This window comes from Helicobacter sp. T3_23-1059, from assembly GCF_053654515.1.
Map to the genome: position 1 here is coordinate 1 of NZ_JBSIUV010000016.1, position 22595 is coordinate 22595.

19 protein-coding genes and 3 pseudogenes are annotated in these 22595 nt (G+C 38.5%); 12 read left to right on the forward strand and 10 right to left on the reverse strand.

Going from position 1 to position 22595, the window contains the following annotated elements:
• Positions 1-369 precede the first annotated feature (369 nt).
• The 5 genes and pseudogenes from ACWIX0_RS06070 to tgt all read right to left on the reverse strand — a co-directional run bounded on the left by ACWIX0_RS06070 (position 370) and on the right by tgt (position 3123).
• A complete protein-coding gene (locus tag ACWIX0_RS06070) occupies positions 370-546 on the reverse strand; it encodes a hypothetical protein (RefSeq protein WP_454172823.1) in 177 nt (58 codons plus the stop codon).
• A gap of 64 nt (positions 547-610) precedes the next feature.
• Positions 611-752, reverse strand: a pseudogene (locus ACWIX0_RS06075) (IS1595 family transposase); the annotation flags it as partial.
• A gap of 115 nt (positions 753-867) precedes the next feature.
• A pseudogene (locus ACWIX0_RS06080) lies at positions 868-997 on the reverse strand (IS1595 family transposase); the annotation flags it as partial.
• Between the two features lie 477 nt (positions 998-1474).
• Positions 1475-1876, reverse strand: coding sequence for a group III truncated hemoglobin (locus tag ACWIX0_RS06085; protein WP_454172825.1), 402 nt, complete (start codon positions 1874-1876; stop codon positions 1475-1477).
• Between the two features lie 110 nt (positions 1877-1986).
• A complete protein-coding gene (gene tgt, locus ACWIX0_RS06090) occupies positions 1987-3123 on the reverse strand; it encodes a tRNA guanosine(34) transglycosylase Tgt (RefSeq protein ID WP_454172827.1) in 1137 nt (378 codons plus the stop codon).
• A 222-nt stretch (positions 3124-3345) separates the two neighbouring features.
• Between tgt and ACWIX0_RS06095 the strand changes: the two genes are divergently transcribed.
• Positions 3346-4788, forward strand: a complete 1443-nt coding sequence (locus tag ACWIX0_RS06095; protein ID WP_454172829.1) for a COG3400 family protein — start codon at positions 3346-3348, stop codon at positions 4786-4788.
• A gap of 57 nt (positions 4789-4845) precedes the next feature.
• Positions 4846-5139 (forward strand): helix-turn-helix domain-containing protein, encoded by a 294-nt coding sequence (locus ACWIX0_RS06100; RefSeq protein ID WP_454172830.1) that lies wholly within the window; start codon positions 4846-4848, stop codon positions 5137-5139.
• 239 nt (positions 5140-5378) lie between these two features.
• On the opposite strand, the gene flgK is transcribed toward ACWIX0_RS06100, so the two are convergent.
• The 4 genes from flgK to ACWIX0_RS06120 all read right to left on the reverse strand — a co-directional run bounded on the left by flgK (position 5379) and on the right by ACWIX0_RS06120 (position 8258).
• Positions 5379-7208: a flagellar hook-associated protein FlgK gene (gene flgK / locus ACWIX0_RS06105; RefSeq protein ID WP_454172832.1), complete on the reverse strand. Its 1830-nt coding sequence runs from the start codon at positions 7206-7208 to the stop codon at positions 5379-5381.
• A gap of 3 nt (positions 7209-7211) precedes the next feature.
• On the reverse strand, positions 7212-7649 hold the full coding sequence (locus tag ACWIX0_RS06110) for a hypothetical protein (protein WP_454172834.1): 438 nt from the start codon (positions 7647-7649) through the stop codon (positions 7212-7214).
• 102 nt (positions 7650-7751) lie between these two features.
• Entirely contained in the window at positions 7752-7979 is a 228-nt protein-coding gene (locus ACWIX0_RS06115; RefSeq protein ID WP_454172836.1) for a hypothetical protein, read from the reverse strand.
• A 93-nt stretch (positions 7980-8072) separates the two neighbouring features.
• Positions 8073-8258, reverse strand: a complete 186-nt coding sequence (locus tag ACWIX0_RS06120; RefSeq protein ID WP_454172838.1) for a hypothetical protein — start codon at positions 8256-8258, stop codon at positions 8073-8075.
• A 40-nt stretch (positions 8259-8298) separates the two neighbouring features.
• Between ACWIX0_RS06120 and ACWIX0_RS06125 the strand changes: the two genes are divergently transcribed.
• The 9 genes from ACWIX0_RS06125 to ACWIX0_RS06165 all read left to right on the forward strand — a co-directional run bounded on the left by ACWIX0_RS06125 (position 8299) and on the right by ACWIX0_RS06165 (position 19229).
• Entirely contained in the window at positions 8299-8520 is a 222-nt protein-coding gene (locus tag ACWIX0_RS06125) for a hypothetical protein (RefSeq protein ID WP_454172840.1), read from the forward strand.
• A 263-nt stretch (positions 8521-8783) separates the two neighbouring features.
• Positions 8784-10838, forward strand: a complete 2055-nt coding sequence (locus ACWIX0_RS06130; RefSeq protein WP_454172841.1) for a hypothetical protein — start codon at positions 8784-8786, stop codon at positions 10836-10838.
• 43 nt (positions 10839-10881) lie between these two features.
• Positions 10882-11265: an aspartate 1-decarboxylase gene (gene panD, locus ACWIX0_RS06135; RefSeq protein WP_454172843.1), complete on the forward strand. Its 384-nt coding sequence runs from the start codon at positions 10882-10884 to the stop codon at positions 11263-11265.
• A gap of 254 nt (positions 11266-11519) precedes the next feature.
• Positions 11520-11816 (forward strand): YbaB/EbfC family nucleoid-associated protein, encoded by a 297-nt coding sequence (locus tag ACWIX0_RS06140; protein ID WP_454172845.1) that lies wholly within the window; start codon positions 11520-11522, stop codon positions 11814-11816.
• A 96-nt stretch (positions 11817-11912) separates the two neighbouring features.
• Positions 11913-14789: a DNA polymerase I gene (gene polA / locus ACWIX0_RS06145; RefSeq protein WP_454172847.1), complete on the forward strand. Its 2877-nt coding sequence runs from the start codon at positions 11913-11915 to the stop codon at positions 14787-14789.
• 169 nt (positions 14790-14958) lie between these two features.
• Positions 14959-16605 carry a methyl-accepting chemotaxis protein gene (locus ACWIX0_RS06150; RefSeq protein ID WP_454172849.1) on the forward strand — a complete coding sequence of 549 codons (1647 nt, stop codon included), beginning with the start codon at positions 14959-14961 and terminating at the stop codon, positions 16603-16605.
• A gap of 172 nt (positions 16606-16777) precedes the next feature.
• Positions 16778-17695 carry a DMT family transporter gene (locus tag ACWIX0_RS06155; RefSeq protein WP_454172851.1) on the forward strand — a complete coding sequence of 306 codons (918 nt, stop codon included), beginning with the start codon at positions 16778-16780 and terminating at the stop codon, positions 17693-17695.
• A 66-nt stretch (positions 17696-17761) separates the two neighbouring features.
• A complete protein-coding gene (locus ACWIX0_RS06160) occupies positions 17762-18676 on the forward strand; it encodes a DMT family transporter (protein WP_454172853.1) in 915 nt (304 codons plus the stop codon).
• Between the two features lie 61 nt (positions 18677-18737).
• The gene (locus ACWIX0_RS06165) at positions 18738-19229 is read left to right on the forward strand and encodes a DMT family transporter (protein ID WP_454172855.1); all 492 of its coding nucleotides are present in this window, start codon (positions 18738-18740) and stop codon (positions 19227-19229) included.
• Positions 19230-19326: 97 nt separating this feature from the next.
• Here the strand turns inward: ACWIX0_RS06165 and ACWIX0_RS06170 are convergent, their stop codons facing one another.
• The gene (locus ACWIX0_RS06170; protein WP_454172857.1) at positions 19327-20493 is read right to left on the reverse strand and encodes a cytochrome-c peroxidase; all 1167 of its coding nucleotides are present in this window, start codon (positions 20491-20493) and stop codon (positions 19327-19329) included.
• Positions 20494-20811: 318 nt separating this feature from the next.
• On the opposite strand from ACWIX0_RS06170, the pseudogene dnaE reads away from it, so the two are divergent.
• A pseudogene (gene dnaE, locus ACWIX0_RS06175) lies at positions 20812-22494 on the forward strand (DNA polymerase III subunit alpha); the annotation flags it as partial.
• Between the last annotated feature and the right edge of the window lie 101 nt (positions 22495-22595).

Consider the following 22595-nt stretch of genomic DNA (forward strand, 5'->3'; position numbering starts at 1 on the left):
AAATATTTTTGTAGATTTTTTTTGCGGTAAGTGGCAAAAAAGGCGATTTCCACGAGTTAGATTTTGCAAAAGGTTCTGCAAAAAAAGCGTAAAAACTAATCGCTCGCAATGACGGATTCCCCCCCCCTCCATTAGCACGAGGGGGACTTTTTATTTTATTTTTGGCTCATTTGTGGATAGGGATTTTGGTTTTTGTCATACTGAGGAAGTGAAGCAACCGAAGTATCTCAAGTATTTCTTGTCAAGTTTAAGCGTAAGCGAAGTATCCAAAATACGCAAATAAACAGAGATATTTCGCGCTTACGCACTCAATCAATATGATAAAGAAATTTTCGTAACTGTAAGCGAACGCTAGCTAAGCGTGGTAATCTATAATTCCACCGTTTTCGTCATTGCTAGAATTTGCGCTAGCAAATTCGTGGCAATCCACACTGCAATGCGTAAATAATGTATTGCCACGCGGATTTTAGTAAAATCTGCTTTCAATGATGAAGTAAATTCCCCTATCCCTCTACGAATGGGGCTAGGGGGTGGTAAAATCATCATTGCGAGCGAAGCAAGCGTAACAATCCATAATTAAAAAGGATCAACCCGCCTTAAGCGAATTATGTTAAATCAAAAATAAAAGTATTTGTATAAATTTTGATTCTGTAATTTTGTTATGGCTACCTAAATTCTGTTTCTTGTAAATGAAATAAGAAATTCTCTTTTTTGATTCCTCTAAATTTGCTTAATCTATGTTTTGCATAGCCATTTCTGCTTGCAGTTATAAGTCAAAAGAAGCAAAAAACACAGAAGTTTTTTGCCTGCTACTTAAGTCTCTTTTGCCCCTCACTCTTTTAGCGACCAAAATCTATATCAAAAGGTTGCTTTTATCAACCTCAATTTTGCCATTTAATTTAGAGTTTTTTTCACATTCTTTTGCGATTAAGATTCTAATGTTTTTGCAAATTTTATTGACACTTTGACGAGAAATTTTGCTTAATTTTGCAATTTTAACGGCTTCAATATCTAAACTTTTTACAAATCTAGTAACATAAGCGAAGTAGAAAATAATTTAAGAATCTTTCTTTAAAAACTCTCTTGTTTTTGCTTCTAAAATTCTTGAACGAATGATATACTTGTTTTTCATCGTGTGCTTCATACTCTAAACCGCATTTCAAATTACTTAAGGTGGGTTTGCGTCTTAAAAGCATAGATTGACACGCGTTAAAATCTATATAAAAGCAGATTGTAATCGTTCGCAACGAGTTGGATTCCCCCCCCCCACCCCTTGCGCGTGGCGTTTTTTTGTTTTCCACTACCGTTGCAAAAATGGATTTTTTGGTTTGCGCTACATAGATGGAGGGAAAATATCGATTGCCACAAATGGCTAGCGTGATTCTAGCAATAGCAAAAACAATGGGTTGCCACAACCTCCTATGGAAGTCGCGCAATGACAAAAAAAGCGAATCCAAATCTAAATAAACCCCCACTAATGCGGAAACTCATAAAGCATTTTTTGAAATCGTTGGGCTATGTCTTGCGCTTTAGATAGGATTTGACTAGCGGGTGCGTCCTCAAATACCGCTTCACACGAACTCTTAAACAGCCCTAGCCAAATCTCAAAAAACTCTCTAGGAAATGGTTCTAAATCCAAATGCGCTTTAAGAGGTGCGCCGTGATAGTCTTGCTCTCCTAGAAAAATGCCTCCCCAAAAAGAAGCGATTTTTTGTTTGTGCGCGCTCCAGCTTGCTTCATCAGTGCCGATTTTGGCATTAAATATTTTGCCTAGATTCTCATCTTTTCGCACTTTTGCATAGAATATATCCATAAGTTTGGCGATACCTTCTTTGTCTATTTGTGCGTGTTTTTGTGGTGTGGTGGAAAACTGCATTTTGTATCCTTTTTTTAAAATTTGCCCCATATTTATAAAAATGCCTTGCAAAATCTACCTGTAAAAAACTGCTAGGTTTTATCACAAGATTCTAAATATGGCGCAAAATCTTATTGTGCTATATTTGATTCTCTTTTGGCATAAAATGCCACTCTAAAATCCTCCCATTTATCGTGCAAAATCGCCTCTCTAGCCTCACGCATTAGCTCCAAATAATAATGCAAGTTGTGAATGCTAGCAAGACGATGATAGCTTAGCTCATTTGCGCGAAAAAGGTGGTGTAGATATGCACGCGATACGCTTTTGCACGCGTAGCATTTACACGCGCTATCGATTGGCGATGTATCAAACCTATATTGCTGATTTTTTATGTTGATTCTCCCAAATGTGCTAAATAGCGTGCCATTTCGTGCATTTCTTGTCGGCATCACACAATCAAACATATCCACCCCTCTTGAAATGGCTTCGATTAGATTTTCTGGCGTGCCTACGCCCATAAGGTAGCGCGGTTTATCGCGTGGCAAAAGTGGCGTGCTAAATTCTATCGTGTCATACATTTCTTGCGCTTCTTCGCCTACTGCTAGCCCCCCTAGCGCGTATCCATCAAAATCTAGCTCCACTAGCTCGCTAGCACTTTGTAGCCGAAACTCCTTGCTTATGCCACCTTGCACGATTCCAAAGAGATGATTTCCCTCTGCCTTGCCCTCATCTTTTTTTTGCTCATAGTAGATTTTACTCTGCTTAGCCCATTTGGTAGTCGTATCCACACTTTGTTTTAGCCTAGCGTTATCTGCGGGCAATGCGATTAAATCATCTAGCACCATCATAATATCGCTATTTAATGATAACTGCATATCTAGCACGGTTTGTGGCGTAAATAAATGCCTGCTTCCATCGATATGCGAGGCAAACTCTACCCCTTGTGGAATCTTTTTAGCATTGCCACCTAGACTAAAAGCTTGAAATCCGCCCGAATCGCTTAAAAAACTCCCGCTAAAACCGCTAAATTTATGCACGCCTCCAAATCTATCAAAAACCTCTGCGCCCGGTCGCAAATATGTATGATAAGTGTTTGCCAAAATGATTTTTGCACCTAAGAGATGCGATAAATCATCTGCGCTAAGGGCTTTTACGCTAGCTTGCGTCCCCACAGGCATAAATACAGGCGTTTGCACGATAGAATGCGCCAAGTCGATACTCCCAGCCCTAGCATTGCCACTGCTAGCCTCTAGCGTAAAAATAGACATATTTTTCTCCTTTTTGTCGTATATTTGTCGCATTTATCGCTATTTTGGTTGTGTTTTTTACTTAGATAGAATTGCGGGTATCCGCATAAAACTAAAATGATTTATATGCGTTACTTGGTTTTGGTATAATGTCCGTTTTTGCATTTTTATCAGCGTTTGTTTAGCGGCGTTGATTTTGTGTTATTTTGTGAATAAATCTTAATAAAATTAAGGATAAAGATTTTGAAAAAAGTCGTGTTGATTTTAGATGGCATTGTAGCAAAAAATTTCCTAGAAACCACCGCCCAAAAGTATTTTAGCAACAATTTATATATAGTCATCGCTAAAGATTCTAGTATGTTTCCAGAAAAAATCCCAAGTGCGTTTAGTTGCTATGAGTTTGACTATACTTCATCATTTCATTTAGAGCAAGTGCTAGTTGAGCATACTCGCGCTGAAATTAGCAATATTTTTATCATCATCGAAAAAGTAGAGGAAAAACAAGCCGTTTTTAAAATCTGCAAAAAATTATGCAAGGATTCTAGAATAGTAAGCCTTAGCAAAGGATTTAGCGAGAAAGTATTGCAAAAAAAAGATGACAAAGCAGTCTTTATCGATGAGACAAATTTAATAGTCGCACAATGTGTCTCAAGGCTTCCAAATGTGCCTGTTATCCCGCGTGGATTTGGGCTAGGCAAGGGCGAGATTATGGAGATTGGCGTGCCATTTGGTTCTTTGCTTGCGTATCGACATATCGGCTCTATCCAGCAAAAAAACTTCAAAATCATCGGCGTATATCGCCAAAATGAGTTGATTTTAGCGACATTTTCGCTTGTGGTGCAACCTCAAGATATTATGCTTGTCGCAGGCGAGCCAAAGGCATTAAACAATCTTTACAAGCAAGTAAAATCTGATATTGGGCAGTTTCCCTCTCCTTTTGGACGCGATATATATGTGTATGTGGATATGTTTGCCCAAAGTAGTGAAGCGATTTTAAAAGAAATTGATGAGGCGATATATCTGCATTCTAAAATCCGCTCTACTAAGCTGTTTGTAAATGTCTTGCGACCGCGAGATTTTGCCACTATCGCTAGGATAAAGCAAATGTGTAGCGTGGATTCTAGTATAAGCCTTATTTTTGATTACCAAAATCTAAATTTTAGGCAAAAGCTAAGTATCGATAGTGAGAAAAAAATCGGGCTTATCATAGTAGGGGAGCAAATCTTTAGCAAAAGGGGCAATAGAGCGGCACTTTTTCGCACAAACTCTCCCGTGCTAAAATCTGCTAGAGAAAATCTAAAAGAAGCCACAACTTGCTTTGTTGTGCTAAATGAGCAAATGAATAAGGGCGAAAACATATCCTCCGTCATCTTTGATATAGCTGTGCAGATGAAACTACAAATCGAAGTTTATGACTTTGATCCAGATGCTTTGCACCAAGAAGACATTATCAAAGACTACGCAGCCCTTGCTAAGAGTTTCGGGGCAAAAATAGATTTTATAAAAACAGAAAACAAAAACCCTATTTTTTATCTAAACGAATTAAAACAATCTAGGTTGCATTTTTTGCCATTTGAAGAGTGCATAACAAAAAGTAGATTTTTTGCAGGATTTTCTAGCAAGATAGAGCAATTATCAGTATTTTTGGATAGGCATCCACAGCTTTTAGTGCCAATCAGCAGGTAGATTTTGCTTTTTTGGTTTTAAGATTTTGCAAGACAATTTTTTGATAAGGAGTTATCATTGAAAGCAAAAAAACACACAAAAACACGCACCGCAAAAGACACCCTCCAAGACATACTCCTAGAAAACGCCCACAAAACTATCGGGCTAAATGTCAAAAAAGCTAGAGAGCAAGCAGGGCTAACCCAAAGTCAGCTATCTAATGCCATAGGACACACAAGCGTAAGTATCATATCTTGCGCAGAGATACACCATAAAGGAGGGCATTTTAATATCGAGCATTTGCTAAAAATCGCTTCTGTGCTAGACATTGATGTAAGAGAATTTTTTAACGGCGTAAAGATGAATGCGTAGGTAATGTGCCTTGTGAATCAACGCGCTTTTGGATTTTAGAAGTTGTTGCAAGATTTTATGATTTTGCTTTGTTTTGGATTTTTATAAAATCATTTTTATTTTTTTGCCGTCTTATACACTGCTTAGAATGATACAAATGTGGATTAGCACGCGTTGTGTTGCTCTCTCACAATGACTAGACTTCCCGCGACATTATGACAAAAATGACAAAATGTTTATAAATGCAGATTTTAATGGCTTTATGGTTGTTTTATGCTTAGCAGTGTGTCTATCATTTTGTCTATGGTGGTTATGACTTTGGCATTTGCCGCATATCCGCCTTGAAACTTTATCAAATCTACCATTTCCTCATCAATGCTTACTTGCGTGATAGATAAATGCTCTTTTTTAGTGGCTTCAAAGACAGATTTTTTGGTATCTAGTGTGCGCTGGGTTTCCTCTGTGTCGGTGGCGATACGGCCTGCGGCAAACTGATAAAACTCATTTACGCCCATTTTAAATGATTGCTTTGTGTGCTTGTTGTAAAAATCGATTTTGTCATATTGAAGCTGTTGCATCATATTTGCTATTTCAAAATTTCCCGCTGTGGGCGTTAGCCACGGACGGATTTGTGTGGCGTCTTTTTCATAGTCTCTATGTAGCCTCATATCTCTAGCACTATTGCCTTGCAAAAATTTGTTGATTCCCATAGCACCTGTGAAATTTGTGCCATTGTCCTTGATAGCGACATATAGCCCTTCGCGTGGGTTTGTGGATTCGATGACAAATTGACGCACTTCTGGATCAAAAATCGCCCTAAAATAGTCATCAAAATCGTTTATGTCGTTGTTGTCGTTGTTGTCATCATCGTTGTGATTGATAGCACGGATAATATCGTGCATAGTGGTTGTATTATCGATATAGATTCTCTTTGTGGCGATTACATCGCCTCTTGTGTTGTATGCCATTAAGTCAAATGAGCCATTTTTGAAATTGTAGTTGGTATCTTTTAGTGCTTCATATCGTCCAAATTCTACCTTTTCGCCTACAAGGCTAGTGGCGGCTGATTGGGCGTAAATCGCGTTTGTGGCTTCCATAAAACCTTGCGCAAAAGTGTCAAGCAAGTCAATATAATGCTGTATATGCCCGATTTTTGTGCCTTTATATCCTGTGTTGTATAGCGCGATTAGCGAGCCTGCCTTGCCCTCATCTAGCTTATCTGTAATATCCACATCTTTAAAATCATAAGTGTGCCAATACACGCGGTTTAGGTGCTCTGCATTGTTTTCTTTGTCTAGCTTTATGGGGTGGAAAGTGTAGCCATCTACCATATTAAAACCTTTAGCGATATTCATCACATAGTTTTCATCAAAATCCGCATTTCTAGCTTGGAGCAAAGAATCTGTGCGGAGGTGGTTTTTATACACGCGCCCGCCTATGATTTCGATTAGGTGAAATTCATATTGGTCGCGTCTATCGCGCAGTTCATTTGCTTGGCGGTATTGCTTTGCGTCTTCCATTTCTTTGATTTTGCCATTTAGGTGGGCGATTTCAGAGCCTAGACGATTTGCTTCATTTACAAGAGTTTCTAGATTTTCGCTTGCTTGGCGTTGGAGATTTACTAGCTTTATGCGAGTGTCGCGGATATTTCGCGTAAGCACTTGGGCTGCTTCGGCTAGGACTTGCTTTTGGGCTGGGTCTTGGGAGTTTTTGGATACATCTTTCCACGCATTAAAATACGCTTCTAAGTCGTTATAGATTCCCACGCCATCGACATCAGGGAAATATGCCGAAATCTCGCGCAAAAAATCAAAGCTATTTTGAAAAAATGCCATTTCAGAGCCAGACTTGGTATATCTATCAAACACAAAATCATCGTGGATTCTGCGAATCGCTGGAATATCCACGCCTCGCCCGATAATAAGCCCTTGGTGCATTACAAGCGGTCGCTCTGGCTGGGCTATCACGCGTTTGCGACTATAAAATTCATCACTAGCATTTGAAATGTTGTTGCTTGTGGTATCTACCATTACTTGGTGTCCCACAAGCCCTGTGTAAGAGGTATTTAGCGAAGATAAAATCCCACCCATAGCCTAAGCCTCGATTTGCAAAAGATTGATACTAGCGTTTGGAGTGGATTTTTTATCGCTATAACTTTGGGTTTCTTTGGGGATAAGTTTGTCCATAAGCGAGGTAAAAAACTCGCTCACAGCAAAGACAATTTGCGCGTAGTTAGAATTTAGCTTTTTTAGCTCTTTTAGTGCTGCGCCCATCTCATCAAAAAGCTCCTGTGTCCTAGAATCGATTAGCTCTTTTATGTCTTTTTGTGGATTTTTGCTTTTTAGAGATAGCATTTCTTGGCTAATTAGAGCCTTTTTGGTTTCAAACTCTTTTACAAGCGCGTCTTTTTTTGGATTGCGCTCAAAGATTTCTTCGTGCCTAGCGGCTTTTATGGATTCTATGTCTTGTTTTGTGTAGTCGATAAGTGTGCGAAGGTCGGTAATAGCACCTTGAATGTATTGCATAACCATTGTGTATCCTTATTTGCCCCCTCTCGTGGTTTAAGCCCATTTTGGATCCTTGTGTCTTTGACACAAGATAGGGGCAAACTCACGCAAACAAGGAGGTTTTGGTTATATATTAAGCAAATCTAGTGCCATTTTTTCAGAAGTTTTTTGCAAGTCAAGTTTGTATTCTTTTGCCGCGATAGAATCCCTAATTTCAGCGATTCTATTTTGGGCTGCGACTTGGGCTTCATCGCTTTTGTTACTGCGGTGGGCTGATACTTTGGTATCTTCTTCCTTGTATGCGTTCGCATTTCGCGCATTTAGCGAAGCGATGTTTGAGCTTATGGTATTCATTTGCACTCCTTTGTATTTAGCATTGTTTGCTTAATATTTATGTGTATGTGGGCTATATCGGTAGAAAATCCAAAAGATTTAAGCCAGCTATTTTTATTTTTTGATGGCTTTATTCATCTCTTTGGCAAAACTTTCCACGCTTGTCGCACCTTTTGACCCGCTATCTTGAAAAAGCGAGACATTGGGATTTACCCGATAAGTAAAAAACCCAACAAACACCATAACATAGCAAAACAAAAAAAAGCATAGCGTTGGGAAAATCCAAGTTTTCACATCCATTTTGTAACCCTTTAAGTAAGAAATAAAGTGAAGTAAAGAAATGCCCCGCTATAATATAACGCAAGATACGCACACAAGGGCAAGCAAACGCTATCAACACACAAGCGATGCCCACACTCACGCGATAATCTCGCCTTACGAGGCACGATTATATAACAAAATCGGCAAAAGATGGATATTTTTTGCGTATTTTTACGCGCTTTTGTGCAAATATTTGCATATTTTGCTACATTTTATGGATTTTTACACTATTTGCGAGTGATTTAACCTATGCTATTTTAAATGCTTTTATACGGATTTTGGCAATGCTTCATACAAAAACTTGTAGCGATAAACTTACCAAAATCTAGTTAAAAAATTTTTAGCTTGAAATGGTTTTTTTGAAGTATTTGCTATAAATGTGCTAGCATTTTATGCGGTTTTGTATTTGTTATGTGATTTATTATGGATTGCAAGATTATCTTAAAATATCCTCACAAAGTCCGCACAAATAAACATAATGTCAATGTGAAAAAGGCATAAAAAGTGTCAAAAGATTTAGTTGATTTTACTTACGCATTTATTTTTCTAAGCACTAAGACGCGCAAAGAAATCGCTCCATTTGAAGCGATTTTGTGCGCTCTTGCTAAGCAACACGATTTGGATTTTGCTAGCGTGTTTTGCCATAATCTGCATACAATCAAATCAAATGAAATGTATTTTTTTGTCCGCCCATCTATAAAATCCACCTCTGCTACAAATCCCATAAATCCCACAAAATCCACCTCCATAGAATCCACAAAATCTAACCAGAATCTAATCATAGATTTTGCAAATGCCATAAGTGAGAATCTACCTTTGAGTATGGATTTTGTATTTAGCGAGATAAAAAAAGCTAGCGAGCTAAAACAAGATATGCCAAACATATTGCCAAAAAGATTTTCTAGCACCTTGCCAGCCTCCCTAAAAAACATAAAACCTATCCCAACTGTGCTACAAACAAACGAACTTTTGAATGCATTTGAAACAGCTTGTAACGCTAAATCTAGCGCAAATAACTCCTCGCTAAATTTAGCATTAAATCCATTTTTTGCAAAGATAAACATAAATAATCAAACAATAGATTTTGCAAAAAATGATAAAAAATCTAGCGAAATACTTTTAGAGATTTTGCGTTTGAGCGAGGATTTAGCACAGGGGAAAACTCTGTATATACGAACTACAAGGGGGGATATGCTTTTAAGCACAAAAGAAAAAACCCCTTTTGTAATGTTTTTTGAGCTAGGCGCGGTGCAAAGCTATATGCGCGTGCATCAAGCACAAATTAGCCTGCTTGGGAGTTTTGAAAAGCCAAGTATGAAGCTATGTCCAAAAGAAGTGTTTGCAAACGAATTTTTCCCTAGTAAAAATGCCACAAACAAAGACATTGAGTGCATACTAGCATTTGAGCCACTTTTAGCATTGCTAGGCGTGGGGGCTAGATTAAATGGCGTAGAATTTGTGTTTATAAACCCTCTAAATACAAATGTGAGTAGCAAAGCGACAAAATCTAAATGCGATTCCCAAAAAAAATCCACACAAAAAGATTCTACCACCTCAAAATCTAAAAACGCAGAATCAATAATGCTAGATTCTACGCTCACATACGCTATCCCTCCTCATAAGCGCGTAGTATGCGACAAAAACGGCACATATATCGAGGATAAATACACTTCATTAAACCTTTTTTCAATCATTCGCAAGCATTATCCACAAGACATACAATCTAGCACAAATAATCCCCCAAATAGCACTGCCAAAGCACTCCACGCCTCTCAAATGCTTGTCATCTATCTCTCAAAATCCAAAAATAGCGCGATATGGGTGTATCAACAAAATCTAGTAGATTCTACCCAACATAAAAACAAACCGCAAAACAAAGAAGCACGCGCACAAAGCAAGCCACAAAACGATACATTTAGCGAGATTTTGCATATCGATTTTCCTACAAATCCAAATGAGATTTTAGCGCGTCTCGCCACATACAAAAACGGCGATAAACTAATCGCAAATTTTAAAGCACATTTTGGTGCAAAATCATTGGATTTTAGCAACCCCATAAACGATGCCACAAACATTATTGCAAACAATATCAACGACAATGCTAAACAAGATTCTAGCCAAAATCTAATCGCATTTTTTGCCACTATCGGCAAGGTATTGGGGTATTGTCATAAACAATCTAGCACGAAAGAGGGCATAGAATCGGTGCTAAATAATGCCAAATTGTTTTTGCGGGATAAAGGTCCTCGTATCGACTATAAAACGATAAAAAATCAACAATGTAGATTAGAGCTAGATATGCCAAAAATCTTGCGAAGTGCGATGAGTTTCGCGCTAGCGGGCGTGGATAGCGCGACTTTGTGCTATGGGGTGGTGGATTCTTTGTGCGAATTTGTAGGGGGGCTAGCTAGAGATATGTCTCAAAACTACGCCATTAGCAAAATCTTTTTATGTGGCGATATGCTAACAGAATCAATATTTTTGGATAAAATCTTGCATTACATTCCAAAAGATTTAGAGATTATCTTGCCAGAAGATGGCTTTGTCGATACGATATAAAGCCACAAAATGCCAAAACAAAACACAACAAAAAGGATAAATTATGCAATGTGAAATGCTTTTTTCTAAAATCCACCGCGCAACACTAAGCGAGGCAAATATCAACTATGTAGGTTCGATTACGATTGATTCTGCGCTGTGCGAGGAGGCGGGACTGCTAGAGGGTATGAAAGTTGATGTGGTAAATGTCAATAATGGCGAGCGATTAAGCACTTATGTGATAAAAGGAGAGGCACATAGTGGCACAATATGCCTAAATGGCGCAGCCGCACGAAAGGCAAGCATAGGCGATATAATCATCATCATTTCTTATGTGAGTATGGACTATGAGCGAGCAAAAAGCCATAAGCCAAAAGTCGTATTTGTCGATAGTAAAAACCACATAACAAAGGTAGAATCTCATATTGATTCTTATCCAAATGAGTGATTGATAACATACAAAAATGCACATACAAAGCTAGCAAAAGCAAGTAATAGAATTTGATTTTTTAGATACAATACACACTTGAGGTATTTATGAGTAAAAAAGACGGCGTGAAAGCAAATATAAATGTCTATTGCCCTAATGGTGCTACTTATATCGGCGTTATTTTTAGTTTTGACATATCTTTTTATCCACTTATAAAGCATAGTTAGCGTTTCGTGCAAAATGCACAAAATTTGATTAAATAAAGGACAACAATGTTTGATATGAAAAATCTAAGCCAAATGTTAGGCGGAATGCAAGAGCAAATGCAAGAAATGGAGCAAAAAAGCAAAGAAACTATTATGACTGCAAAAAGTGGTGGAGGATTGCTTAGCGTGAGTATCAATGGTGCGGGCGAAGTGGTGGATATACTCATAGATGATAGCCTACTTGAAGATAAAGAATCATTGCAGATTTTGCTTATCTCCGCGCTAAATGATGCGTATAAAAATGTTGAGGAAAATCGCAAATCACTAGCATTAGGAATGCTAGGCAAGATAAATCCTTTCTAAAATCTAGCCAAATCTACTAAGTCGCTGTTTTATCACCATTGACAAAAAACTTCACGCAAAATCTACAAACACCAAAAAACAAAACGGAGCTAAAAAGTGCAAAAACTAATCATCATTGATACTTTTGGATTCTTTTTTCGCAATTTTTACGCGCTCCCGCCATTGCGAAATAAAGATGGATTCCCCACAGGGCTTCTTATGGGGTTTGCAAATCTCATAATGAAACTACACAAAAATAATGAGGGGGATTTTATCGTTTTTGCATTGGAGGGCGAGGGGGTAAATAAGCGCAAAGAAATGTATGCCAACTACAAAGCAAACCGCGCAAAAGCCCCTGAAGATTTAATCTTGCAACTCCCAATCGCCATAGAATGGATAGAAAAAATGGGCTTTGTAAATCTATCTATCAAAGGCTATGAAGCCGATGATATTATCGCCTCTCTTGCCACACTTGCCGAGCGCAAAGGCATACACACGCAAATCATAAGCCACGACAAAGATTTATATCAACTAATAAATGAGCATATTTACTTGCTAGACCCTGTAAAAAATAAAGAAATCCACGATGAAGAATGCTTTGAAAAATTTGGCGTGTATCCCAAAAATTTTATTGATTATCAAAGTTTGGTAGGCGATAGTAGCGATAATGTCCCGGGCATAAAAGGCATCGGCGCAAAAACTGCCTCAAAGCTAATAGAGCGATTTGAAAAGCTAGAGCATATCTATGAAAACATAGAATCTATCGCTGAAGTGGTGGGAGCAAGGCTAGCAGGCGTGATAAAAGATAGCAAAGATTCTGCATTTTTAAGCAAAAAACTTGTTAGCTTAGAGAGGGGATTATTTAGTGAGTTTGACTTCTCAAAATCGCTAATGCCACCTAAAAATCCGCTTAGCAAAATCTTAGATGAGATGAAAAAATATGAGTTTGCCAAAATCGTCCAGCGACTAAGCAATGAAAAAATAAATGTGCCTTTTAGCCAAATCATCGCACAGGATAATCTAGCAAAAAATGAGGCAAAAAAAGGGCTAGGCGGACTTGAAGTAGAATCTACAACAACAATCCACGCCATACAAGATGGGCAAACAAAGCAAACTAAAAATGTTAGTTTAGATTTTGGAAGTTTTGGTTATATCAAAGAATCTAGCCTAAAATCTAAGATAGATGAACATCTAGCGACTTCGCCATTTCACTTCAAAGCAAAAAAAATAGAATCCTTTGCAGAGCTAGAAAATATACTAGATTCTATCCCGCAAGATTGTTTAATTGCGTATGATTGCGAGACTACCGCGCTTGATACCAAAGAAGCAAATATCGTAGGGTTTAGCTTTTGTGCTGATGGGGTAAATGCCTATTATGTCCCCATAGCCCATAGCTATCTAGGCGTAGAATCCCAGCTAAGCATAGATGAGGCAAAAAAAGCAATCCAAAAGATTTTTACACACTCACTAATTGGACATAACCTCAAATACGATTTAAAAATCGCTCAAAATCTAGGAATCCACTACGACTATGAAAAGGGGCGAATCTATGATTCTATGCTGCTTGCGTGGCTTTTTGATAGCGTTAGCAAAGTAGGGCTAGATGAGCAGATGAAAAAATGGTTTAATTACCTTATGATAAGTTTTGGCGAGGTTGTAGGCAAGCTAGATGATTTCTCCCAAGTCCTAATCCCAAATGCCACCAAATACGCCGCTGAAGATGCTGCCGCTAGTTTTAGACTATTTTTTCGGCTAAAATATGAGCTAGATTCTAGGGGATTATCATATATGTTTGATTTAGCGCAACGCTTAGAGTTTCCTTTTATCAAAGTGCTACTTGCGATGGAAGAAGAAGGCATAGCCATTGATTGTGTGCATTTTAGGGATTTGCAAGAGAAATTTGCAAAAGAAATCTCTCACATCGAGCAAGAGATTTTCTCTCTTTGTGGCAGTGTGTTTAATCTAAACTCCCCAAAACAGCTTGCTTCTATGCTATTTGACACGCTAAAACTAAAAGCACAAAGACAAATCAAAGGCGGATATAGCACTGATGAGAAAACCTTGCAAACTTTGCTAGATTCTCACCCCGTAGTCGCTAAAATCCTAGAATATAGAGAGCTAGCCAAACTAAAAGGCACTTATGTCGAGCCTATGCTAAAACTCCAAAAAAACCACAAAATCTACACTTCATTTTTGCAAACAGGCACAGCCACAGGCAGACTTAGCTCAAAATCGCCCAATCTACAAAATATCCCCGTGCGAAGTGAGCAGGGCAGGCTTATCCGCGCAGGATTTTGCGCTAGCGATGATTCTAAGATACTGCTATCAATTGATTATTCACAAATCGAGCTTAGACTTTTAGCACATTTTTCCAAAGACCCTGTGCTTTTAGAAGCGTTTGCAAATGATTTAGACATTCACTTACAAACCGCAAAAATCATATTTGGCGAGAGTGGCGCAGAGCAAAAGCGCAATGTCGCAAAAAGTATCAACTTTGGGCTTATCTATGGAATGGGCGCAAACAAACTATCCCAAACACTAAAAATTTCATTTAAAGAAGCAAAAAGCTACATTCAAGGATATTTTCTCTCTTTCCCCACGGTCAAAGATTTTTTAAGCGCAAAAGAAGAAGAGATTTTGCAAAAAGGCTATGCAGAGACTTTGCTAGGACATAGGAGGTATTTTAATTTTTCAAATGCCACAGAATTTATGAGGGCAAATTTTTTGCGCGAGGGAATCAACTCGATTTTTCAAGGCAGTGCAGCAGATATAATCAAACTAGCAATGCTAAAAATCCACACTCTTTTGCAAGAAAAACATAGCGGTATAAAAATGCTTTTGCAAGTGCATGATGAGCTAATCTTTGAGCTAGATAGGGAGGGAGCAGAGCAAAAAGCAAAAGAGCTAACTAGCATAATGGATAATATCTACACGCTAAATGTCCCACTAAAATCAAGCTACGCGCTAGGCAAGACTTGGGCAGAGCTAAAATAAGCCAACGCAAAAAGAATCTATATCATAAAGAATATTGGCAAGTTAAAAACACTAAATGGATTTTATGCTATAATCCCCAGATTGCTTTTGGTATATGATTTTGGGGTAGTAGTGGAGTTTGTGATAAAGAGTTTGTAATAAAAACAAAAAAGAGCAAAAAGGATAAAATATGGCAAAAAAACCTATGAGTGTATTTGTGATTTTAGGGCTTGGATATGCAGCATTAGTAGCGATAATGTTGCTTGTGTGTATCTATGCGATAATACAAATCGGCTCTATTAGAGACAAACTCACAGAAATCAACGAAGTAAATTCTGTAAAACAACGCATTGCGATTGATTTTCGTGGGAGTGTGCATGATGAATCTATCGAAGTGCGAGATGTGGTGCTAACAGATATAAATGACACCGCCACGCTAAACAAACTAAACCGCTCCATCTCACAGCTACAAGACAAATACGAAAATGCACGAGATAGAATGAAAAACACTTTTGAAAACAAAAAAGATGGGCTTGGCAAGGTAGAAAAAGAGATTTTAGGACGCATAGATGATATAGATTCACGCGCACGCCCCATCATCGCACAAATCCTTGAAGCAAAAAAATCTGGCGATGATATAGCCTCTATAAATGCGCTAAACAAAGCTCGCCCGCTGTTTGTAGAATGGCTTGCTACCATCAATGAATTTATTGATTTAGAAGAGAGCAAAAATCAAGCTGTTACCCCTGTGGTGCAAAATGCCGTAGCAGTATTTCGAGGGGTGTTTATCATCAGTGCGATTTTAGCCATAGTCGCTAGCGTGCTTATCGTGTGGTTTATCATAGGCTATCTTGTGAGGTTGCTAGGCGGAGAGCCAAGCGTGGCTTCACGCAGTGTGAAACTTATCGCAGGCGGGGATTTGAGCGAAAATCTATCTAACAACATAGGTATGCTAGGCGAAATCGCCGCTATGCAAGAGAGACTAAAAAAAATCGTAGGCGAGATTTTGTTCTCTGCAAATGATATTTTTAAAAATACCCAACTTGTCGCAAGTGCTAGCTCGGATTCTCAAAAAGCCTCTATCACGCAAAGCGAAACGGCTAGAAACTCTGCAAAACAAATCGTAGAAATCTCTGAAGGCATAGCCCAAATCGCTCAAATCGCCAAACAAACAGAGGAAAACTCCGAAAAAACCCTAGCCCTATCTCGCAAAGGACAAGAGGCGATGACAGATACCCAAGAGACCGTAGAAGCCGTTACACAAATGGTAATCTCTTCTGCAAATCAAATCCTAGAGCTAGAAAAACAATCTAGCGAAGTAGGCTCATCAGCCTCTCTCATCGCAGAAATCGCCGACCAAACAAACCTGCTAGCTCTAAATGCAGCTATTGAAGCAGCTAGAGCAGGTGAGCACGGCAGAGGCTTTGCCGTAGTCGCAGATGAAGTGCGAAAGCTAGCAGAGCGCACAAGCGGTGCTACTTCGCAGATTTCAGCGATGATTTCACATATCAGTCAAGAAATCCAAACCGTAGCCCAAGCGATGAATCAAGCTGTCCCACAGGCACAAAAAAGTATCGAGCTAGCCACGCAAACCGCTTCTGTGCTAGATGAGATAAAAGAGCAAGCGACAGATTCTCTAGCAAAGGCAAAAGATGTCAGCGATTCTTCAAGACATCAAGATGAAAGCGTGAAACATATCCGCGAAGAAATGGACGAAATGGTGCAAATTTCACGCAATACCACAGAACTTATGAATAAAACTTCTAGAGCAGTAACGGATTTGGAAAATATCTCTACAAAACTCAAAGAAAATATTGGATTTTTCAAAGTGTCTTAACAAATGCTTTTGCAAAATCGATGCTAGATTTTGCTTTCTTAATAATGTGTAGCAACATTGCAAAATCTAGCTAAAACCTTAAACTAAATCATTGTTACAAACAAAACACAAACGAAGCAAACCTCATTTATATTTTTTGCCACAAAAGCCAACATTACAAAATAGGACATTTATGTTAAAGATTATAAAACATAATCTAAGTGTATATTTTATGGTGCTTGCAAGTTTAGATTTTGCGCTTGTGGGGGCTTGTGCAAAGATTTTAAGTAGTGAGGGGCTACCTAGCATTGAAGTGGTATTTTTTAGAAACCTAATCGCAGCTATGTATCTTTATTATCTTTTCAAAAAATCCACGCTTAAATCAAAAGAGGGCGGGCATTTTGGGCTTTTGGTATTTCGCGGGGTATCAGGTGTGCTATCGCTTTATTTATTGTTTTACAATATTGAGCATATCACGCTTGGCGGGGCGTATTCTTTCCAAAAAACCGCGCCTATTTTTACCACACTTATTGCTTTTTTTGTATTTAGAGAGAGTATAGGATTTAGAGGCTGGCTTGCGGTGTTGGTTGGTTTTTGTGGTGTGTTGCTTGTGGCACAGCCTTTTGCAAGCGAAGAGTTTCACACAGGATTTGACACAAAAAATTGTCTTTTAGGCGTGCTGTGTGGATTTTTTTCCGCTATGTCTGTGGTGAGTGCGCGCAAACTTAGACATTTTTATACTACGGAGAAAATCGCGCTATCATTTATGGCAGTTGGCACACTTGTGCCACTAGCTTCAATGATGATTGGCAAATTTTACGCTCCAAAAGAGCTAGATTTTATCATCTGTGAGTTTAACCTGCCAAATCTAAAATCTATGATTTTTATCGTTGTTATGGGCATTTTAGGTGCATTGTATCAAATCCATTTGACAAAATCCTATGGCATAGCAAAAAAAGCTGGAATCGTAGCAGGCGTTAGCTATCTTGATGTGGTATTTTCACTCATTTTAGGGCTTTTTTTGGGGGATAGTTTTCCTAGTGCTATGGTGTTTATGGGGATTTTAGGCATCATTAGTAGCGGGATTATATTGGTGCTTAGCAAAATCTAATGATTTTCTTTTATAAAGTAAAATGTGAAACCAAACAAATTTATGTAAAAACACATAAGGTTAGCTATGTTAAAAGTCATCAAACACAATCTTGGCGTATATTTTATGGTGCTTGCTTGTTTAGATTTTGCGCTTGTGGGGGCATGTGCAAAGATTTTAAGTAGCGAGGGATTGCCTAGCATTGAAGTGATGTTTTTTCGCAATATCATAGGCGTAGCCTTTATGTTATACTTGCTTAGCAAAGTCAAAATCCACAAAGAAGGCGGGCATTTTTGGCTATTATTTTTTCGCGGACTTACAGGGGCGATTTCGCTATATTTGTTTTTTTACAATGTCTCTAGCATATCGCTTAGCGGGGCATTTGCTTTTCAAAAAACCTCGCCTATTTTTATCACACTTATCGCACTTTTTGTATTTGGCGAGAGAGTGGGGCTAAAGGGGTGGATAGGCATTTTTATCGCTTTTGGTGGAGTTTTGCTTGTCTCACAGCCTTTTACACACCCTGATATGCACACAGGCTTTGATTTAAAAAACTCTATTATAGGCGTTATAAGCGGATTTTTTGCGGCGTTAGCATTAGTGAGTGTGCGCAAATTGCGCAAATTTTATCCTACGGAATATGTGGCATTTTCATTTATTTTTTTGGGAGCTTTATTGCCACTTATCTCAATGATAGTCGCAGAATTTTACGCTCCAAAGGAGCTAGATTTTATGCTTGCGCCATTTGTGATGCCAAGCCTAAAAGCGTGGATTTTTATCATCATTATGGGAGCTGTGGGGACAATCTATCAAATCCACACGACAAAATCCTATGGTGTGGCAAAAAAAGCTGGAATCGTAGCTGGCGTTAGCTACCTTGATGTCGTGTTTTCGTTTATTTTAGGGCTTTTTTTGGGAGATAGTTTTCCTAGTGCTATGGTGTTTATAGGGATTTTAGGCATTATATTAGGCGGACTTATCCTTGTTTATCGCAAAGACTAAGATTTTTATGCAAGATTTTGTAACATAGATTTTGCTAATATCTAAAAAACGGAGTAATGCTATGTATTATATCATCGCTTTATGTATGGGCGTGGCTATCGCTACTCAAGCCCCGATAAATGCTGCCCTTGCTCGCTATTTGCAAAGCACTTCTTTTATCTCGCTTCAGCTTGGTTCTATTGTATCTGCGCTTATTTCTTTTGGGATTGGGACGATTTGTCTAGGCTTAGTGGCGTATTTTAGCGGTGCGCTAAATGCAGAAATCATAAAATCTATCCCACAGCAGATGTTCTCTCATCAGTGGTGGAAATTTTTAGGTGGTGTGCTAGGCGCGTTTTTTGTTTTTGGCACGATTTTGCTAGCTCCTAAAATCGGGCTATTAAATATGTTTTTGCTAGCCCTTGTGGGACAGCTTATCACAAGTTTGGTGCTTGATTATTTGGGTGTATTTGGGCTAGTAGCAAAACCCATCTCGTGGCAAAAGATACTAGGGCTAGGCATAATCTTAGCTGGGCTTTTGGTATTTTTTTCAAAAGAACTACAAAAAAGCTAAAATCTTTAAGATTTTGCTTTTTGTAATCCATACTTTTTGCACGCAGATTTTATAAATCCTCTTTATATCAAAGATTTTGTGCTTTATATTTTAAATCCTAATAATCTGGCTTTGGAGTTTTTAGCGTGCTAGGTGGTAAGATAGGCTGAATGATATTAGGATATTTTCCATTCAAAGATTCAAAAAACTTCTCTATTTTCATTGCTTCATCATCATCGATGACTTTGCCTAGCTGGATTTCGCCCATTGTCTTTATAGCATCTTTTATTTCCCAATACTGCCCATTATGATAATACGGCGCAGTATGCAGGATATTTCTCAAAGTTGGGACTTTGACTTCGCCATCTTTGTTGCCTTTAAATCCACCTATGTGGGCAAACTCATAAGGCTTTTTGACTTGAAAAGGCTGCATAGAGCCACCTAGATTTATGCCTTTGTGGCAAGTGGTGCAACCTTTTTCGATAAAAAGGCTTAAACCCTCTTGCTCTTGCAAACTTAGTGCTTTGACATTCCCGCGCAAAAAATCATCATACCTGCTAGGCGTATTTAGCGTCATTTCAAATAGCGCAATCGTATCTGCGATTAGCTTAAAATCTATGACGACATTATTGCCATAGGCGGCTTGAAACTCTTTGACATAAGCTGGGATAGATTTTATCGTGGCGATGATGTCTCGCTCCGTATTTGCCATTTCTACGGGATTTTTTAGTGGTTGTTGGGCTTGATGGGCTAAATCTTTCACTCTTCCATCCCAAAAATGCACGCGATTAAAAAGGGTATTAAAAACAGAGGGGGAGTTTAGGTGTTGGGGGTTTGACTGCCATTTATGCCCGATAGCAGCGGGCAAAACCTCTGCCCCGCCTAGCCCTAGATTGTGGCAACTAGCACAGGAAATATTGCCCGAGCGGGATAATCTTGGCTCAAAAAAAAGCTTTTTGCCTAGCTCTATTTGAGTGGGCGTCATTTTGGGAGAATAGTTTTTGATAATGCCTTGCTTTTCGATATTTAGTCGCTGATAGTCTTCTAAATCTTTGCCTTGAGGCATAGGGATTAGCCCTGCATCTTTTGCCTCTTCGATAAGTTCTCTAGGAGTTTGTGCTTGAAGCGCAAAACCTACAAATCCTACACACAAAATCACCACAAAAGATTTTCCAAAAAGTCGTGCAAATAGCTTTGAAAACGGCTTTACAAATGTTTTTACAAAAGTATTTGCGTAAAAAAAACAAGCATAAAAAAAGGTTAGAAAAAGAGGGTAAAATCGCATTTTATCTCCTTTTGAGTTGGATTTGAAGTGGATTTGCAAGCGATAAAAAAGCCAAAATCTATCAATTATCAATTTTAGCTAAATTATGATAAAAAAGATTTAATTCATATTTATCTAGTATTAAAAATCCAAAAAATTTAGCAAAAAATACGCAAAAATTATGATATTTTATTTGTGATTTTGTAGCATAAATTTGTCAAAATATCTCATAAATAACCCCACCAAATCGCCTTAAATTATTGGCGTAAATTTATGCCACATTTTTTACAAAAAGCCCCCCTAAAACGCATAAAATCTACTAAGACAAAAGGATTATCGATGAGCTACACTCACTTACATTTACATACCGAATATTCACTCCTAGATGGCGCAAATAAACTAGAAGTCCTAGCAAAACGACTAAAAGAGCTAGGTATGACTTCTGTGGCGATGACTGATCACGGAAATATGTTTGGCGCGATTGATTTTTATACGAAAATGAAAAAATACGGCATAAACCCCATAATCGGTATGGAAGCCTACTTGCATAATAACGAAAATATAGGCGATAAAGCCACGCAACAGAGATTTCATCTATGTCTTTATGCCAAAAACGAAGTAGGCTATAAAAACCTAATGTATCTTAGCTCTCAAGCTTTTATCAATGGATTTTACTTCTATCCTAGAATCAACAAAAAGATTTTGCGTGAGCGAAGTGAAGGGCTTATATGCTCAAGTGCGTGTTTAGCTGGCGAAGTGGATTGGAATCTAAACCTAACCGAAAAAAATATAATTCGAGGCGCGGGAGGCTATGAAGCTGCAAAAGCTGCTGCGCTAGAATATAAAGATATTTTTGGGGAGGATTTTTATCTAGAAATAATGCGACACGGAATCTTAGAGCAAGAAAATATCGACACGCAGATTTTGCAAATCGCAAAAGAATGCGACATAAAAGTCATCGCCACAAATGACGCGCACTATGCCACAAAAGATGACGCGGATTTCCAAGAAATCATAATGTGTCTAGGAATGGGCACGACTATGAGCCAAAAGCGACTGCGCCATTCTGTCAAAGAATTTTATGTAAAATCCGCTAAAGAAATGGAGCGACTTTTTGCAGATATACCACAAGCCATAGCAAACACCCAAGAAATCGCAGAAAAATGCAAGGATTTCAAAATCGACTTAAAAGATGACAAAAACAACCCACCCACTCCACCGAGTTTTAAATTTACCAAAGAATATGCCAAAAAAGAGGGGCTAGATATTGATAATGACGAAGAGTATTTTAAATACAAAGCTCGCAAGGGCTTAGAAGAGCGACTAGCAAATATCCCACAAGAAAAACACCAAATCTATAAAGATAGACTAGAATATGAAATAGGCATCATTTCTTCGATGAAATTCCCCGGATATATGCTTATCGTATGGGATTTTATCAAATATGCCAAAGAGCAAGGTATCCCTGTGGGACCGGGCAGGGGAAGCGCAGCGGGTAGCTTAGTGGCGTTTTGCCTGCATATCACTGATATTGATCCGATAAAATACAATCTGCTTTTTGAGCGGTTTTTAAATCCTGAGCGGGTGAGTATGCCTGATATTGATACGGATTTTTGTCAGCGCAGACGCCAAGAAGTCATCAAGTATATGGTGGATAAATACGGCAAATACAATGTTGCCCAAGTCATCACTTTTAATAAAATGCTAGCAAAAGGCGTGATACGCGATGTCGCCCGCGTGCTAGATATGCCCTATAAAGAAGCAGATGAGTTTGCAAAACTAATCCCCGATGAGCTAGGAATCACGCTACAAGGCTATGAAAAAAATGGCGAGTTTAAAAAAGGTGCGTGGGAGCTAGAGCCAAAAATAAAAGCATTGGTAGAATCAAATCCCCTTGCCAAAAAAGTATGGGAAAACTCATTAAAAGTTGAAGGCTTTAATCGCAACGCAGGCAGGCACGCAGCGGCTATCGTGGTAGATAGCGAGCAAGAATTGTGGAATAAGATTCCGCTTTTTACCCTGCTAGATTCTCGCAATAAGAAAAAAAAGAAAAAATCAAAAGCACAAAGCGCAAATGAAAACGACAACGCAGAATCTAGCGCGCAAAATGTGGCAAACATAGA